Genomic DNA, 16,573 nt, shown 5'->3' on the forward strand with positions numbered 1-16,573 from the left:
ACAAATGTTTCTGAGATAAAGTGAATTTTTTGACACAGTATAAAAATTAGAACAGCCACTTTACACACTATTACATGAATTTATGAAATCAAGATGAAATTTTTGAATTGATTAGAAAATTAATCTCAAGTAGGCGCTGAAGTGATGATCTGACTTATCTTGCATAAATTTTTGGATATGTCAGGCAAAAAAATCTCAAAAAAAATTTCATTTACCTCTTGACTATGATGACAGGTTTGAATGTATCTTTTATCCCCATGTGGTTGCATAACCCTTGGGTGCATCAATTTGAGTGTTGAAATAGACATAATTTTAAATAAAGAAGCCCGATTATTAAAATTCCTAAAAAATAGTTACTGAGGTTATTATTTATAATCTCGACTTTTGAATAAGACTGAAAAAAAGAATAACTTTATTCTTGAAATTTAATTAGGGCTTGCATCTAAAAATGAAATTAGCATGAAATTTATTTGTGATATATATTATTTACCTAATTATTCGAGCTAATTTTTTAATAAATTCAGCACTTAATTCCCAAAACTACTAAATTTTCTCAAAGCGTCCTAAAAAAGTGGGTCGAGGACGGGTAACATGAACTTCCCACAATGCTTTGACGTTTGCTAACATTTCCCGTCTTAAATCAGGAATCATTTCCCACAGTCCGTAAATTTCGATATCTGGAGTTCCTAAACCTACCGTATCTAACCCAAACTGACGACAGGTATAAATAGCACGAGGTAGATGATAATTTTGGGTGATAACAACAGCTTTATGTAGCCCAAAAATCTTATGAGCGCGATAACAACTCTCATAGGTGCTAAAACCAGCGTAGTCTAGAGTAATATCTTTCATTGGCACGCCCAAATCATGAGCGTACTGCTGCATCGACCTAACTTCATTGTAGGAAACTGTACTGTTGTCCCCTGTCATTAGTAACTTTTTAACTCGTCCGATCTGGTAAAGTTTAACCCCAGCTTCTATGCGGTCTGCAAGCATCGGTGTGGGTTTACCATTAGCCAAAAGTCCTGCACCGAATACCATTGCTAGCCGTTCTAGTGGAACTTCTTCCGGTTTGATATAGCGGATGCCATTCGTCATCAAACCGATATAAGCGGTTGCGGTTAATGGTATTACCAAGACGCTAATTAGCAAACCTAGCAATATCAAACGCAACCAACGGAACAACCTGAAATATTTTTTCTCTATTTTTTGTCCAAAGAATATCATTTTTGTTGCTACTAGCTAAGTTAATGAATTTTTCAACCCTCTTTAGCCAATCTCTTATCATATGCATAAAAATATGAGGTTGAATGAAGTTTTCTTTACAGTTTTGGTCGAATTCCTAAACTTTGAGAATTGCCACTTACCGCACGTTGTAAACTCACCAAAGCACGGTTGTAATCCAAAATTGCCCGTATACGACTACCTTCAGCCCTAGTTAACTCGCTTTCAGAAGCAATGACATCAAGTTGAGTACCCACACCTGCTTTAAATCTTAAACGCGCTAAACTCAGAGCTTCCCTTGCTTGTTCTAAAGCAGCAGCGGAAGTATTAACATTCTGCAAATTAGATTGCAGGTTACTATAAGCTTGCTCTACCTGAAAACGGATTTGGTTACGTTGGTCAGCAAAACGAGTTTCTGCGATCGCAATGTTCGCTTTATTTTGATTTGCTCTAGCTTTTGCTGCACCCCCATCAAATAAATTCAAATTGGCTCTAATTCCTAAAGAATACCCATCAGTTATGCCAACCCTGTCATTAAAAGCATCTAGCAAGTTGTAACTAGCAACCAAACTAACTTGCGGACCAAGTTCCGAAAGTGCCAAACGTCGCTGCTGTTCGCTGATGTTGCGTTGTGCAAGTTGTTGTTGCAGTTCCGCACGGTTTTGAAAAGCTAAGACAATACTTTCTTCTAGTGGTTGGTTCCACAAACTCGCTATTTTTACTGAATCTGCCGCAGTAATACTAATCGACTGTGGCAAACTTAATCTAGTTACTAATCGCCGACGGGTAATTTCTTGCTGGCTAATGGCATTAGTTAATTCTTGTTGGACATTTGCTAAGTTAACTTGCGATCGCAACACATCGAACCGGGTACCAACACCAGCTTGCTCTAAAGCTTGTGCGTCTCGCAAACTTGCTTGAGCATTTCCTACAGCAGCACGGTTAATTCTGACTTGTTCATCTGCTTGTTGCAAATCATAGTATTCGTTAGAAACATTAAGGCGAATTTCTTCTGATAGACGCTCAACGTCTAACTCGTCAAAACGTAGTTGTTCTTCAGCAGTTCGGATGCGAGCCGACCTCAAGCCAGATGTATAAATGTTATAGCTCAGTTGTGCTGTTCCGGATAAAGTTGTACCAGGTGCTGATTCTGTGGATAGTACACCACTTCGAGAACGCTGTTCAGAAGAAAGCTGACCGCTTGCAGATTGTTGGCGGTTAATATCAGTGTTAAGGGATAGATTTGGATACAAACCTGCTTGTGCCTCGCGCAGTCCAGCACGACTGCGTTCTAGAGTTAGTATTGTTACCTGTAGTTCCCGATTATTGCGCCGTGCTAATTCTAAAGCTTGTTGCAAACTAATTGCTTGGGTGTCTTGAATCTTGACTTCTTCTGGTTTGGTAGGAAGTTGGAGCGGATTTGGATTCGGGTCGAGGGATTTAGGAACTGGGGTTTTGTCTGGTAAAACTGGAGAAGGGAATGAAGACTGAGTTAGCTCTAAATTTTTGCTAGGATTGCTTAGATTGTTTGAATTAGTATCCTTGACAGTCATCGCATTAGGAAACTGCATCATGGCAGGAGATGAGTTTGTTTGAGAATAATTGTTTTGGATATCTGGATTTTTTACCGTATTAAATATAGTTTGTGCGAAACTAATACTTGTATTGCTCAAAGCGATCGCACAACCGATAGCCACAAAAATGATATAACGATAATTAGACATATACTTACTGTAGTCATGAAATAAAATTTACACCACACAAAAAAAAGCGACCGCATAAAATTGCAGGCGTCGCAACATCAGAAAACCGAAAAGTTCACAGATTTAAAACTACTGAGTAATTAATTTTATACAGAACGATGGCTAATACCCTAACAGGATTTTGGAATTCCTTTTGTAAGGTTGTTTCAACAATCCATCCGTCGCATTGCATTTTTCCTAAATTGGCATAAGTAGGGTTTTGGCAGCCAAGATTTAATAAAAAAAACTCAATAGACTCTCTTGCCGTAATTGGGTATGGTGTTAGAAAGAGGAGTTATATGAGAAGGAATATATTGAGCTAATACTTATTTTGACATTTGCAAATGAAATCAAGATGAAATTTTAGTAAGTTTCAACGAGTGAAAAACCATTTGATGAATAATTTTTCAAACTCAATCCAAATAAACATCAAAGCACTAAAACCAACACAGATAGCAAGTTCCATCGGAGTTAGCCAGTGGGGATTAAAAAAATTCCTTAGGGGTGCAACGTAAATTAACATTAGCTGTTAAACTGTCGTCAAGCTAACGACAGCAAGTAAATAAGGATTAGAGAGAGGATTTAGTGGAATAATGCCAAGGCATAAGTTTTTAATACTTACTGTAGTAAATCAAAATGAAATTTAGTATTGGATTATTAAATTGATAAAAAATGTAAGAAGTCAGCTTTGTATCTGTAATCATAGAAATACATATAAAAAGTCTGACATGATTATAAAACATGAGGAACGTGCTATAAATATTTAGTATAGTAAATCAAGATGAAATTAAGATGAAATATTTATGCTTGAGCTAAAAAAATATTCTCGTCCCGCAGCAATAATTATTCAGGCGATCGCATCTAGTACATCAACTATTGACGAAATGTATATATGTACTAAAGGAGAAAATCAAATTTATCGCTGAGGGCATTTTACTATTTAGAATAAAAATATAAAATTTCATAAAAAATCCTAAAAAATAAAAATTTAAAAGGAGGGCAATACAAATTTGCCCTCATTACAATTATTTATTATTTAACAGAAGCAACCAAGTGATGAAAATCGTTATATTCAAAGTAGATGGTTATCGTTTAAAGTTAAAACGACCGTTGAATATAATTATAGAAGCACTACTACTCAGATTTTTCCTGCTTCTCAATTAAAATCGGGGTGTGAGATACATTTGTTTGCTTATGGTTATCTAAATAAATCTGAGTATCTGTTTCGTAAGTTACAGTTTCTTCTCCATAAGCACCTACTGTTGCTAAATGGGGACTTTTGCGACGAGATAATAAATTACTAGCTGAAAATGCGATCGCAGTAATTACAGAACCTCCCCCTGCTGTCATTAACCACAAAGGCACTGGAAAATTATTTGTTTTCACTTCAGTTTTTTCGTCTGCATGTTCTTCTTCTGCATTTGGGGCTTCTTTTTTACTATCACCCCGCAATGACTGTGCATATAATTGTGTAGCACGTTGGGTAACAACCATATCACCCTCAAACAAACCTGTTTTCACCTCCACCATGTCCCCAGAGGTTTGACCAAAAGTGACTTCAGTCGATTGGAAAGCGTTACCATTTTGCACGTAGATTATTTTTTTACCATTAGCATCCACTACAGCAGAAGTCGGAATTGCTAATAGAGACGAAGCTGTTTTATCTGTGATTACCTCTAATTCGGCAAACATTCCCGGTTTCAGCGAACCGCTAGAATTATTTATTTCCGCTTGTACGGGTACAACTCTTGTTTCTCCCTGTACAGATGTGCCAATTTGTGTAATTCTGCCTTCAAAACTTTGGTTAGGCAAGGAAGCGACCTTTACTCTTATTCTTTGACCATTTTTCACTATACCTAAATCTTTCTCATAAATATTCGCCGTGGCAAATATCCGACCGTCGTTTATGATTGTCATCAGCTTACCACCCGCATCTTGCAGCGATTGACCAATACTTACTTCTCGGCTGGCAACAGTACCGGAAATGGGCGCGGTTACTGTCACAAGTCCTTTTGCGTTGGCAGTGCTTCCCAATTGTTGCAGCCGAGTTTGATAAGTAGTATTACTGAGCTTAAGTTGAGATTGTGCTACTACTACATCTGATTTAGCGCGTTTCAATTGTGCTTGTGCTTCCAAAACGTCTCGACGAGTTTCTGCGCGTTTCAATTGTGACTGCGCTTCGGCTACGCGAGATTGAGAATCCCGCAATTCTCTTAAAGGTAAGTCTACCTCCGCACGTTTAACTTCGCTTTCGGCTTGGACAACTTGAGGAAGACTTCTGGCTCTAGCGGATTCAGCCTTTGCCCTTTCGAGTTTAGCTTGCGACTCTAGCATCTGCCGTCTTGGCAATGCGCCTTTTTCCACCAGTTCTTTATCTCGGTCATATTGTTCTTGGGCAACTGCAACCTCCGTGTTTGCTTGCGCGATTTCTGCGTTGGCGATTTGCTGCTGACGTTTGAGGTTTTCTTGGGCGACTTTCAAAACAGAGCGCTGATTGACTAAAGATAAATCCCGATTATATTGTGCTTGAGCAGCATTTAATTGAGTGCGGGCTTGTGCTATCTCTGCGTTAGAAATTGTTTGCTGGCGGTCTAAATTTTCTTGGGCTAATTGAAAATTAACTTGTGCTTTTTGCAAAGCTCCTTGAGCATCGGCTTGTTTTTCTTGAGAATTTACGCGCAAATCAACCAACTCCGGTGAAGCAACAACAGCTACAGGTTGACCTTTTTTGACTTTACTACCTGGTTTTACTAGTAACTCAACTACTTTACTTGTCAGGGGTGCAGTCACCTCAACTTTTTGGTCGGGTAAAGTTTCAATCTGTCCGGTAGTTTTAATCCCAATATCTAACTGTTGATTTTTTACCGACTCAACTTTAATTCCCAAGCGTTTTGCCGTTTCCGCGTCAACAGTTACAGAACCAGATGCTTCACCTCCAGCCTGAAATGAACTTGCACCACTATGGTCATGTCCAGCACCTGCTAGCACAACTTTGGGAGTATTGAGTACTAGTAAACTAAGTATGACGACAGAAGTATACTGGAGTAGCGAAGTTTTATGTTGATAATGGCCTTTGATTCCCATTGTTTATAATTTGCTTATGTAAGGCAGGTTTATAGTTTTTGGCTTCTTCTCCAGTTTTTCATATAGATATGAAATTGGGATGAAATTTTATACCCAATGTATGGTAAAAATTTACGCTCGTCAAAAATGCTCTATTCACGAAAACCCTGCCCTCTTTTCATCAGCATTGATAACTGTTAGGAGTTCAGCTTACTTTTTATACCAAGCTTTACGCCACTGTTTCATTTGTGAAATTTCTGTATTTTGGGAATTAATAATTTCTTGAGCTAATTTCTTAATTTCAGGTCGTTTAGACTTATTCAAAGCGTCCTTCGCCATTGTGACAGCGCCTTCATGATGCGGGATCATCGCATTGATGAAGCGCAAGTCAAACTCAGCATCGGCTGCACCTAAGTCCATGTTCATCATCATGCCTTCCATTTGTTCGGATGGCATTTCCCGCGTCTGCTTCGATGAAGCATCGTAAGCCATTGGTTTATCTCCTGCCTTGGGATACCAAGCTTGTCGCCACTGCTTCATCTGTGTAATTTCTTGGTTTTGCGCCTTAATAATATTGTCTGCTAGCTTTTTAATCTCAGGACGTTTTGATTTTTGCTGTGCTTCCTTAGCCATTTCTGTCGCTCCTTGATGGTGTGGTGTCATCGCGTCGATGAAACGCAAATCAAAGTTAGCATCAGCTGGTCCTAAATCCATCGCCATGCTGTGATTCATGCTACTACCCTGATTCATGCCACTTCCGTGGTTCATCTGCTTGTTGCTAGCATCGGTTGCAGCACTGTTTGGGGCTTGAACTTGGTTCTGGGAAGCATTTGTAGAACAACCTGTTAGCACACCACCTGTTAGGGATGCGATCGCCACAAAACCAAATACCAAAATGTTATTTTTCATAGTTTCGAGTTGCATAAGTATCGTTTGATAGTTTCTTGATTCAATCCTAAAATATCCAGCTAACTGGAGAGTCAAGCTTTGTTGGTGATTTGCGTTTTGTTGGGTTGTAGCGTTATTGCTACACTTACAACTTAATCTTTGCAGCCAAAAATGAAATCAGGATGAAATTAAGGGTTGATACCCATAGTTTTCTGTAGAAGAACAGCTGGTATGGCAGATTCGCTGGCTGCCATAAGATGTGCTAGTCAGCATTCGCAAAACTGTCAATACATACGCAGATGAAATCAGAGGTTCAGCAATACTATCGAAAAGGGGTTGGAACCTTGAGCAATAGCAGCGTACAGATTCCCCAAATTTTTCTCTTGCTTCAGCTTCAGTCAAGCCAACAGTAGCAGCTTCAGGTTGAGAAGAAAGAGATGAGGGAATACACTTATATGTTTTACAAACAAATTGTAATTTATTTAACTTTGTAAATATAATTATTTTTTCTCGAGAAAACTCATTATTAAACCTGTTAACACAATCAAAGTCACGATAATATAAGTAAAATATTGTTGTCGTATAAAAGCTAATAACGAAAAAATTGTACCTGCGATCGCTCCAAATGTCGTTGCTACTTTTAAGAACATTCACAACCGCAAACTAGTGTAGCCAAGATATCAATCAATGATACTTATAATGCTAATGTAGTTCCTTGCGCTTGTTGCAGAGAAAATCCTAAGAAAAGAATCAATGCAGGTCTAATAATTATCCCGCCACCAATACAATACCTGCCATTGTCATCCCGCGAATAAGTAGGTGGGTGGAAATAAACTACTCTTGGTTTGTTACTGTTAAGAGCGCTAAAGCGCAACTAGAAGACAATTCCAGAGGTTTGACATTTCGTTACATAATTGTAAATTTTCCCGCTCACCTACTTAGTACCTAATTTTATGAGTAAAAGGCTATTTTTACTTCTTGCTTGCTTATCTGTCGTCATGATTGGTTTCGGAGTAAGCCTGCCAGTACTTCCTTTCTACGCCAAACACCTACATGCAGCAGGAGTTCCGCGTGACGTACTCGCAATTCACATTACTTTATTAACCAGCATTTACGCCTTCGTTCAGTTAATTGCAGCACCGTTTTGGGGGCAATGGTCAGATCGAGTTGGCAGACGACCCTTAATTTTGCTCGGAATTGCTGGCTCTGCCATTACACAAGTACTATTTGGGTTTGCCTCTTCCCTGACAATGCTGTACGTTGTTCGGGCAGTCGGTGGGCTTCTATCCTCTGCAATGCTACCTGCTGCTACGGCTTATGTTTCTGATTTAACGGCTGAACGTGACCGCGCCCAAGGAATGGCTTGGCTCGGTACAGCAGTGAGTGTTGGAGTAATTGCAGGTCCAGCTTTCGGTGGCTTGACAACTCGTGAAGACTTACATTTCACCCTTGGTTTTTTAAATATCAAAGTTGAAAATTATGCTCCTCCCTTTTTTCTAGCTGCGGTTTTGATGTTCTTAACGTTGCTAGTTGCTTTCCGATGGTTGCCGGAATCGTTACCATCGAGATCGGCGACTGTACTCGATCGTCAGTCAGCACTGAATTGGACAAAGCTTGGTAAACCGCTATTACTGCTGCTGGGTTTAACCACGCTCGCACAGTTTGGACTCACGATGTTTGAAGCCGTTTTTGCATTATATGCTCAAGAAAGATTGGGATACGGTCCCATCCAAACAGGCATTGTATTCATGATTTGTGGCTCAGTGATGGCAGTCTTTCAAATCATTGCAGTGAGCTACTTGTCTCGATCTGTGAGTGCGATCGCCCAAGTTGCTTTAGGGTTTGCACTCATGGGAAGCGGAATTTTCCTGCTGCTAATAGCGCGATCGCTTCCTATTGTGCTGGGAGTTGTCGGTGTGTTGGCATTCGGTATGGCATTGATCACCCCAAACTTAACTGCTTTAATTTCAGAACGGGGCGGTCAACACACGGGAACGGTATTAGGAATTCAAAATGCCGCCAATAGCCTCGGACAAGTTGGGGGATCAATGTTAGGGGGCATTCTGTTTGCATGGCAGGTAAACGCCCCTTATGGTTTTGCTGGCGTTTTACTGGTTGGAACTGGGTTACTGCTGGGTTTGATGAAGAAACATCAACATAGACGATTCAGGTAGAACATCACCCTAAAAAAAGCTATGCATACAGAAATGAAATTAGGATGAAATTATTGTCATCATCAGGAAGAAATGCTTTCCATTTCATTAGATAGATGTAATCGCATTTGCGATCTCTTAAGGTGTAACCAAGGTAGCAAAAATGCTGTAATAAACCGAACTTCCTGTTTGAGAATTTGAATAATTACTACAACTAACAGTCAGCAATGCCAGCTTGAAACTTGCATTCACAATTGTCTTAATTGTTTATTTGACGATAATGGAATTACCAAATCAAATAACGAAGTTATCATCGAAAATTAATTTTACGTTTATTTTAAATATAAATTACATATATCTTAAAAATAAATTGTAGAGGATATTTTAAAACTTGAAGCAGGTCAAAAATCATGCGAGTTTTGGAACCATGATACCTATCATCGCAAAATAAATAATAGAGGTAGATATATGAATAGTAAAAAACTGATTTATAGTTTCATCGGGCTTTTAACTAGTAGTACCATTGCTGGCTTATTAGTTACAAATAGTACACAAGCTAAAACTCCAGATTCAGAAGACAATTCTCATCACCCATCTGGTCAAACTACCCCCGATCAACAAGGAATGATGGGTCAAGTCGATCAGCATTTCATCACAATGATGATTCCCCACCACGAGCAAGCAGTGCAGATGGCAGATTTAGCCTTAACCCGTGCGAAGCGTCCTGAAATCAAACAACTCGCTCAAGCCATTAAAAAAGACCAAGTGCGCGAAATTCAACAAATGCGAACTTGGTACAAAGCATGGTACGGCAAAGAAGTTCCTACTATGGCGATGAATCGTCAGCAAATGATGAGAATGCATCAGAGTACGACCGATCAAGGTAGCAATCAAGGGATGATGCAAATGTCTATGAACGGCAATATGAAAGGCATGGAAGTAGATTTAGAAGCCCTGAAAAATGCCACCGATTTTGACAAGGAATTTATTCGTCAGATGATTCCCCATCACCAAATGGCAGTAAAGATGGGGCAGATGGTTTCTAGCAAAACTACCAAACCAGAAATTCGCAAATTAGCTCAGTCCATCATTAAAACTCAAATTGCTGAAATCAGTCAGATGCAGCAATGGTATCAAGCTTGGTATAAGTCTAGTCCGACACAAAGCTAAGTAGATAAGTACGATAAAACCTAACTACGTCATTGCGAACGTAACGAAGTGAAGTAAAGCAATCACAAGGGTTTCGAGGGTTTTACATTTCGTTACATAGGTAGGTTTATTTGTGCCTACCTACTTAAGTGGAAGTAATGGGTTGCTGATAGGAATTGTTGGAGTTGCAGATACACTGAAGCCCGAAGCTTATGAAGCAGTTGCTGCTTTGAGTAAAGAGAGAGTCAAAGTAGTTTTACTTACTAGGGATAACTAGCGCATAGTTTAGGCGATCGCTCATCTGTAGTTTCTATCTTGCTGTATGCCCTGCCACTGGTATTTGTGTTGATGTATCTTCCCATCTCAATACCATTTTTCAGAAGGAAACAACTTTTTACAAGCAACTCGGAATTAAGTTATCTACCAGCATCAACTAGTTTAACGCTCAAGCAGTCATTTGCGCTTTGTTTATATTGCTGCGGGCGAGCGAAGTAAAGATAGTTGTTAACTTTTATATTAGCCCAAAAAGCTCATATTGTTGCAACAATTCAAATCTTAAGGAATTCCATTCCTCTCACACGGCTTTCCGTTGTAGCGGGGAGCCTAGCTTCATCATCTGTAAATCTGCCAGTTAGGGTATCTCGGTAAACCAGGAGGATTCATTTGTGAACCACGATCACCGTCATCATCAGCAAACCCAACCCAAGCCCGGAAACGCTGGGCACGATGAACACGAAAAACAGCTGAAGAAGAATCTGCCTGACCCGCACGGCAACCACGGTGGTCACGGTCAGCAGCCCAATCACGCTGAACACGCTGGGCACGATAAACATGCTGGACACACCCCAGGTATTTTCAAACGACGCTTCTTTATTTGCCTCCTGCTAACGCTGCCTGTTCTCTATTTTGCGCCAATGTTTCAGACTTGGTTTAACTATCAAGCTATCCAGTTTTCGGGTGCGAATTGGGTTATTCCCATTTTCTCAACCATTATTTATTTCTATGGTGGCTGGGTTTTTCTGAAGGGAGCCTACTACGAACTCCGCAGTAAAATTGGCATGATGACTCTGGTTGCTCTAGCAATCACCGTAGCATTTGTCTACAGTGTGGCAGTAACTTTCGGATTGAAGGGAGATTCTTTCTACTGGGAACTGGCAACCTTAGTCGATATCATGCTGCTCGGTCACTGGATTGAAATGGCTTCTGTGCAGGGAGCCAGCCGCGCTCTAGAGGAACTCGCGAAGTTAGTGCCTTCGGTCGCTCACAAGCAGGTGAATGAGCAGATAGAAGATGTCCCAGTGAGCGCATTAATTGAGGGCGATCTAATTCTGATTCGTCCTGGTGAACAAGTCCCGATCGATGGTGAGATTGTCGAGGGTACTTCCAGCGTCAACGAAGCCTTTCTGACGGGAGAGTCGCGTCCGGTGGTCAAAAAAGCCAATGATGAAGCGATCGCAGGAGCGGTTAATGGAGAAGGCGCTTTGACACTCAAGGTAACTCGCACCGGAGATAAAACAACCTTGAGCCAGATTATGCGGATGGTTGAGGAAGCGCAGACATCTAAAAGTAAATTTCAATCACTAGCCGATCGACTCGCTTATTGGCTCACCCTGATCGCGATCGGGGTTGCTACGCTAACATTCATCATTTGGCTATCTATCAAACCAGATGGTTTAACATTTGCAATCAATCGCGCGGTTACTGTATTGGTGATTACTTGTCCTCATGCGTTAGGTTTAGCGATTCCCTTAGTACTGGTCAATGCTACTGGAATGTCTGCTAAAAATGGCATCCTGGTGAGAAACCGAGAAGCATTTGAACGAGCAAAAAGCATTAAAACAATCGCATTCGATAAAACGGGGACATTGACGACAGGACATTTTGGCGTACAGCGAATTTATACTGATGGTATAGATGAGTTACAAGCTTTGGGTATTTCTGCCTCCCTAGAATCCTTATCAGAACATCCGCTCGGACAATCGATCGTTGAAGAAGCCAGCGATCGCAAAATCCAGCTTTCTAAAGCCAGTGACTTCAAAGCTGTTCCAGGTCAGGGCGTTGAAGGCGTAGTAAACGGTCAGCACTATCGGGTCGGCAGACCAGAATGGGTTCAGGAGTTGAAATTGCAGTTTCCGCCAATGTTGGAAAAGGGACTGCAAGAACGTGAATCTCGTGGTGAAAGTGCGATCGTACTGATGGACGATCGCCAAGTTCTCGCGCTATTTGGGTTAGCAGACCAGGTGCGGGCATCTGCACGAGAAGCGGTTATAAAATTACAGAAAATGGGCGTGCAAGTGGTAATGATTACAGGCGATGCCGAAGCGGTGGCAAAGACCGTTGCTGAGGATTTGCATATCGATCGCTACTATGCTCGTGTCCTACCACAGGATAAAGCTGCGCTGATTCGTCGCCTCAAAGCTGAGAAGCCGACCGCCTTTGTGGGCGATGGCATCAATGATGCACCTGCTTTAACCGAGGCAGATTTAGGACTGGCGATCGGTGCTGGAACCAATGTTGCGATCGAGTCTGCCGACCTAATCTTAGTTAAAAGCGATCCGCTTGATGCCACCTACGCGCTCAAACTTGCGAAAGCGACTTACAACAAAATGACTCAGAACTTGTTTTGGGCAACTGGGTACAACGTCGTTGCAATTCCCTTAGCAGCAGGAATTGGCTACTCATTCGGCATTTTATTAACACCAGCAATAGGCGCAATATTGATGAGCGTTTCGACGGTCGTTGTTTCACTTAATGCAATGTCGTTACGTCGCATTCGTTTAAGTGATTAAGAACTCTATCCAAAATAAGTTGAATAAATTGAGGTCTTTATGCATCAACATGATTCATCGAATCAGCCCCAGCCCGTTGGCAAAGCCTCTCAGCAAGACAATCATCAGCAAACTCGTCTTAGTTTGCCGATTAAGTTTGTGCTGTATGTATCAATCGGGATTATTGCATACTTCCTAATTACAGAACATTGGGCGCATTTAGCGGGATTCTTACCGTACTCTTTACTGTTCGTTTGTATATTCATGCACCTATTTATGCATGGTGGACATGGAGGACATGGAGGCGATCAGGGCGGCAATAGCCAATCTCGCTGAAGGCGGTTATTCAGACTTTGCAAATCAATTTATTTCAAGGAGATCGAAACATGAAAGATATGAGTAATGTTCCGGCTTACGGACTGTGGAGTTTAGTGATTATTAATTCCCTGATATTTATCATCTTTGCCTTTAGTTTCACCAAGCCGCGTACACCTAGAGATTGGCGATCATTCGGTGCATTCTCAGCGTTTATTGTGGCATTGTTCGCAGAAATGTATGGGTTCCCCTTAACGCTTTACTTATTCTCCGGCTGGCTGCAAACCCGCTATCCAGGACTGAACATTTTTTCCCATGATGCTGGGCATCTTTGGTGGACATTGCTGGGGTGGAAGGGTGATCCTCATTGGAATCCGATTCACCTTCTGAGTAGTGTAATAATTTTTGGTGGACTGATTTATTTAGGCAACGCTTGGGAAGTTCTCTACAAAGCTCAACGAAGTCATACATTGGCGGTTTCCGGACCCTATGCAACAATTCGCCATCCGCAGTATGTCAGCTTCATTATCATCATGTTGGGCTTTTTGCTGGAATGGCCCACCCTCTTGACGTTGCTCATGTTCCCCATCTTGGTCGCCATGTACATCCGATTAGCACACCAAGAAGAACGCGATGCCTTCGCAGAATTTGGTGAGGAGTACGCTCATTATGCCGCAATGACCCCTGCATTTTTCCCGTGGGGTCGTCGCAACACTCAAAGAAAACTATCTCATGCACAGGAGTCTCATCATGACCCGTAGTATTCAACATAGCGAAGAAAATCGTGTACGTAGTTATCCAGCACTAAGATTAAGTGTGCGATCGCTATTTCTTGCCACAGCGATTATTACAGGCATTGCTTATTTAGACTGTAATTATCTTCGTGCAAATTTTTCCAAGCATATTTTGTCGCCCGATGGATGAGGAGGAGTGTCAAGACATTAGTAGCACTTACTGACATTATTACTTCATATCAATGAGGTCTTACAATGGAATGGACGATTGGATGGTGGCAGGTTTCAGTTCAACGAGTTTATCCAACAACTACACAACTGTCTCAAACCTATAATAAAGCTGCTGGCTGGTGGCATCAACTTCTTCGTCTTCTGGGTTATCGTCATACTTATCGAGAGTTATGGCGATCGCTAAAAAACGCTGATATTTTGCCTCACTGGCAAGACAACCTGACCATTTGTGATTGTGGTATTGGCACAGCGGACTTCAGTCTTGCATTTGCTCAAACTATCAATCCAACAATACAGATTACTGGAGTCGATATCTCATCCGAGATGCTCAAAATAGCCCATCAACAACTCAGTCAGGCAAATATTCGTCATCAAATCTGTCAAAGTGATGTGAATATGTTGCCATTTCCAGACCATTCTTTCGATGGTGTCATGAGTGCCTATATGCTTGAACATTTACTGAATCCAGCACAGGGATTACAAGAAATGGTCAGAGTTTTGCGTCCTGGTGCACCATTAGTTCTTGTTGTGACTCGATCTGGACTACTCGGCTCACTCATTCAGTGGTATTGGGGAAATCGATGTTTCAACCAGGAAAAACTGTCAGCACTGATACGTGAAGCAGGGTTAAATCACGTTCAGTTTTTATCGTTCCCAATAGGATTAGCTCGCTTTACCAGCATGGCTTATATCGGCTTTAGGAAATGATGATGTTTCTAAAAATCTGGTGTTTGTTTGGCGATCGCCTTTCCCCTCATGTATTTTCTGCGGATCGAATCTGTCATTGAAACTCTCCCTGCACTGGATGCAGCCTTCCTGATTATTATTAGCCTTGTGGTACTCTCAGCGATTCTCTTTCACAGAGGCTACGCCAACGCTGCTCCAATTTATGCAAGCATTGCCAAACAAAGGCGGCATTCATTCAGCTTAAAACAACATCATAAAGTTCCGTGTCACCGCTGTCGATATTTTAGCCGTAATCCCTATCTTAAGTGCGCTCTCCATCCAGTAATCGTACTGACCGAACAAGCAGTTGACTGTACAGATTACTGCCCGAACAGTGAAGCGAAACGGGTTGAAAAGTGGAGAAAAGCATTGCTGATTGTCCAAAACGTTTTTCCTAAGTAACCACACAAAAATAAGGATTTGACATTATGAAACTTCAATTAAAAGTTCCTGGAATGACCTGTGGTGGTTGTGTAAACACCATCACTAAAGCGATTAAAACAGTCGATGCTCACGCTATTGTTCAGGGCGATCCAAAAACCAAGATTGTATTAGTGGAAACTCAAGCTTCTGAAACAGCAATTAAGGCAGCGATCGCCCAGGTTGGCTATCCTGCTAGTTAACTCAGTGTAATTGGCTCTGACTTCAATTTCAGAGCCTCTCACTGGATGACCAATTCTCAGGTTACAGGTGCTATAGCAATCCTGTAAAGATGTTTATTGTTTGAGGAACTTCTTATGAAACCGGATTACCTGATTATCGGTAGTGGCTTATCAGCATTAGTTTTTGGCGCTTTGATGGCAAACTCCGGCAAAACTGTGCAAATTCTCGAAGCTCATGAGCATCCGGGTGGCTTTGGTCATACGTTTACGATGGCTAAGTGTAATAACCTGCAATACTAATCACTCAAACCTGCAATCAACGCATTTCCAAACCAGGATTATTTGCAACTATAATTACACTTCAACCAGGATTAATTGCAACTGAGCCAGGATTAACTGCAACCAACCTGCAATCATCGGTTTCAACCAGGATTATTTGCAACTAAGCCAAAGTCCTGTCAAACAGGAGTTTGGGAGTTTACTTAAAAACTGCTTCAACTTTACAAAAATATATTAAAATTTGAACCAGAATTAATTGCAACTATAAGGTCAAATAAACGGTCGTTTTTTTAACTGTTATGACCACCCAGATTGCAAACCAGAAACCGAATCAAGTTTAGTAACGAAACTCGGTAATTATATCAAAGTCAACATACCCTGTTAAGTAACGAGTATATGTACTTGTTAAGGGTTCAAAGTATGTTAATAGGTTATGCCCGAATTTCAACAGATGACCAGAATCTGAACCTGCAAATGGATGCTTTGCAGCTTGCTGGTTGCGAGAAAATTTACTCCGACCGTATAAGTGGTGCAAAAGCCCTTAGACCTGGACTTTCATTAGCATTGGAGGTAGCACGGACTGGCGATGTTTTGGTGGTATGGCGGCTCGACCGCTTGGGAAGGTCGCTCAAAGACCTGATTGAAACTATGGAAACTTTTAGATAAGCGAGGAATTGAGCTTTCTAGCTTACAAGAATC

15 protein-coding genes and 3 pseudogenes are annotated in these 16,573 nt (G+C 41.1%); 13 read left to right on the top strand and 5 right to left on the bottom strand.

The features are described 5' to 3' along the window. Nucleotides 1-543: 543 nt before the first annotated feature. The 3 genes and pseudogenes from TOL9009_RS0103115 to TOL9009_RS42915 all read right to left on the bottom strand — a co-directional run. Nucleotides 544-1,227 carry a SanA/YdcF family protein gene (locus TOL9009_RS0103115; protein ID WP_029631105.1) on the bottom strand — a complete coding sequence of 228 codons (684 nt, stop codon included), beginning with the start codon at nt 1,225-1,227 and terminating at the stop codon, nt 544-546. A gap of 95 nt (nt 1,228-1,322) precedes the next feature. Continuing rightward, nucleotides 1,323-2,663: pseudogene (locus TOL9009_RS37805) on the bottom strand (TolC family protein); the annotation flags it as partial. A gap of 676 nt (nt 2,664-3,339) precedes the next feature. Continuing rightward, nucleotides 3,340-3,558, bottom strand: a pseudogene (locus TOL9009_RS42915) (cation transporting ATPase C-terminal domain-containing protein); the annotation flags it as partial. Between the two features lie 211 nt (nt 3,559-3,769). Here TOL9009_RS42915 and TOL9009_RS48770 point away from each other — a divergent pair. Continuing rightward, complete coding sequence (locus TOL9009_RS48770; protein WP_260675822.1) at nt 3,770-3,892, top strand: hypothetical protein; 123 nt, start codon at nt 3,770-3,772, stop codon at nt 3,890-3,892. 208 nt (nt 3,893-4,100) lie between these two features. Here the strand turns inward: TOL9009_RS48770 and TOL9009_RS0103130 are convergent, their stop codons facing one another. Both TOL9009_RS0103130 and TOL9009_RS0103135 read right to left on the bottom strand, forming a co-directional pair. Further along, on the bottom strand, nt 4,101-6,050 hold the full coding sequence (locus tag TOL9009_RS0103130) for an efflux RND transporter periplasmic adaptor subunit (protein WP_029631107.1): 1,950 nt from the start codon (nt 6,048-6,050) through the stop codon (nt 4,101-4,103). Nucleotides 6,051-6,239: 189 nt separating this feature from the next. Then, nucleotides 6,240-6,953, bottom strand: a complete 714-nt coding sequence (locus TOL9009_RS0103135; RefSeq protein ID WP_051502770.1) for a DUF305 domain-containing protein — start codon at nt 6,951-6,953, stop codon at nt 6,240-6,242. A gap of 917 nt (nt 6,954-7,870) precedes the next feature. Here TOL9009_RS0103135 and TOL9009_RS0103145 point away from each other — a divergent pair. The 12 genes and pseudogenes from TOL9009_RS0103145 (at nt 7,871) to TOL9009_RS37815 (ending at nt 16,540) form a co-directional block, all read left to right on the top strand. Next, nucleotides 7,871-9,091: an MFS transporter gene (locus TOL9009_RS0103145; protein ID WP_029631113.1), complete on the top strand. Its 1,221-nt coding sequence runs from the start codon at nt 7,871-7,873 to the stop codon at nt 9,089-9,091. Between the two features lie 447 nt (nt 9,092-9,538). Beyond that, complete coding sequence (locus TOL9009_RS0103150) at nt 9,539-10,240, top strand: DUF305 domain-containing protein (RefSeq protein ID WP_029631115.1); 702 nt, start codon at nt 9,539-9,541, stop codon at nt 10,238-10,240. Between the two features lie 112 nt (nt 10,241-10,352). Then, on the top strand, nt 10,353-10,496 hold the full coding sequence (locus tag TOL9009_RS46815; protein ID WP_186227469.1) for a hypothetical protein: 144 nt from the start codon (nt 10,353-10,355) through the stop codon (nt 10,494-10,496). Nucleotides 10,497-10,884: 388 nt separating this feature from the next. Further along, nucleotides 10,885-13,008: a heavy metal translocating P-type ATPase gene (locus TOL9009_RS0103160; RefSeq protein WP_029631117.1), complete on the top strand. Its 2,124-nt coding sequence runs from the start codon at nt 10,885-10,887 to the stop codon at nt 13,006-13,008. A gap of 39 nt (nt 13,009-13,047) precedes the next feature. Continuing rightward, nucleotides 13,048-13,323 (top strand): DUF2933 domain-containing protein, encoded by a 276-nt coding sequence (locus tag TOL9009_RS42930; protein ID WP_084763094.1) that lies wholly within the window; start codon nt 13,048-13,050, stop codon nt 13,321-13,323. Nucleotides 13,324-13,373: 50 nt separating this feature from the next. After that, entirely contained in the window at nt 13,374-14,063 is a 690-nt protein-coding gene (locus TOL9009_RS0103170; RefSeq protein ID WP_029631119.1) for a methyltransferase family protein, read from the top strand. Beyond that, a complete protein-coding gene (locus TOL9009_RS46820) occupies nt 14,053-14,226 on the top strand; it encodes a hypothetical protein (RefSeq protein ID WP_186227464.1) in 174 nt (57 codons plus the stop codon). The genes TOL9009_RS0103170 and TOL9009_RS46820 overlap by 11 nt, the downstream gene beginning before the upstream one ends. Before the next feature lie 65 nt (nt 14,227-14,291). Beyond that, nucleotides 14,292-14,975, top strand: a complete 684-nt coding sequence (locus tag TOL9009_RS0103180) for a class I SAM-dependent methyltransferase (RefSeq protein WP_029631120.1) — start codon at nt 14,292-14,294, stop codon at nt 14,973-14,975. A 48-nt stretch (nt 14,976-15,023) separates the two neighbouring features. Further along, nucleotides 15,024-15,395: a hypothetical protein gene (locus TOL9009_RS37810; RefSeq protein WP_038295905.1), complete on the top strand. Its 372-nt coding sequence runs from the start codon at nt 15,024-15,026 to the stop codon at nt 15,393-15,395. A 26-nt stretch (nt 15,396-15,421) separates the two neighbouring features. After that, a complete protein-coding gene (locus tag TOL9009_RS0103190; protein WP_029631122.1) occupies nt 15,422-15,616 on the top strand; it encodes a heavy-metal-associated domain-containing protein in 195 nt (64 codons plus the stop codon). A gap of 114 nt (nt 15,617-15,730) precedes the next feature. Beyond that, nucleotides 15,731-15,874, top strand: a pseudogene (locus tag TOL9009_RS42935) (NAD(P)-binding protein); the annotation flags it as partial. Nucleotides 15,875-16,294: 420 nt separating this feature from the next. Next, nucleotides 16,295-16,540: a recombinase family protein gene (locus TOL9009_RS37815; RefSeq protein ID WP_260675823.1), complete on the top strand. Its 246-nt coding sequence runs from the start codon at nt 16,295-16,297 to the stop codon at nt 16,538-16,540. Nucleotides 16,541-16,573: the final 33 nt, after the last annotated feature.

This window comes from [Scytonema hofmanni] UTEX 2349 (assembly GCF_000582685.1).
GTDB lineage: Bacteria > Cyanobacteriota > Cyanobacteriia > Cyanobacteriales > Nostocaceae > Hassallia > Hassallia hofmanni.

Excerpts from the sequence above, each read along its gene's own strand:
- TOL9009_RS0103115 (WP_029631105.1), bottom strand. The coding sequence starts at position 1,227 with ATGATATTCTTTGGACAAAAAATAGAGAAAAAATATTTCAGGTTGTTC.
- TOL9009_RS48770 (WP_260675822.1), top strand. The coding sequence starts at position 3,770 with ATGCTTGAGCTAAAAAAATATTCTCGTCCCGCAGCAATAATTATTCAG.
- TOL9009_RS0103130 (WP_029631107.1), bottom strand. The coding sequence starts at position 6,050 with ATGGGAATCAAAGGCCATTATCAACATAAAACTTCGCTACTCCAGTAT.
- TOL9009_RS0103135 (WP_051502770.1), bottom strand. The coding sequence starts at position 6,953 with ATGCAACTCGAAACTATGAAAAATAACATTTTGGTATTTGGTTTTGTG.
- TOL9009_RS0103145 (WP_029631113.1), top strand. The coding sequence starts at position 7,871 with ATGAGTAAAAGGCTATTTTTACTTCTTGCTTGCTTATCTGTCGTCATG.
- TOL9009_RS0103150 (WP_029631115.1), top strand. The coding sequence starts at position 9,539 with ATGAATAGTAAAAAACTGATTTATAGTTTCATCGGGCTTTTAACTAGT.
- TOL9009_RS42930 (WP_084763094.1), top strand. The coding sequence starts at position 13,048 with ATGCATCAACATGATTCATCGAATCAGCCCCAGCCCGTTGGCAAAGCC.
- TOL9009_RS0103170 (WP_029631119.1), top strand. The coding sequence starts at position 13,374 with ATGAAAGATATGAGTAATGTTCCGGCTTACGGACTGTGGAGTTTAGTG.
- TOL9009_RS46820 (WP_186227464.1), top strand. The coding sequence starts at position 14,053 with ATGACCCGTAGTATTCAACATAGCGAAGAAAATCGTGTACGTAGTTAT.
- TOL9009_RS0103180 (WP_029631120.1), top strand. The coding sequence starts at position 14,292 with ATGGAATGGACGATTGGATGGTGGCAGGTTTCAGTTCAACGAGTTTAT.
- TOL9009_RS37810 (WP_038295905.1), top strand. The coding sequence starts at position 15,024 with ATGTATTTTCTGCGGATCGAATCTGTCATTGAAACTCTCCCTGCACTG.
- TOL9009_RS0103190 (WP_029631122.1), top strand. The coding sequence starts at position 15,422 with ATGAAACTTCAATTAAAAGTTCCTGGAATGACCTGTGGTGGTTGTGTA.
- TOL9009_RS37815 (WP_260675823.1), top strand. The coding sequence starts at position 16,295 with ATGTTAATAGGTTATGCCCGAATTTCAACAGATGACCAGAATCTGAAC.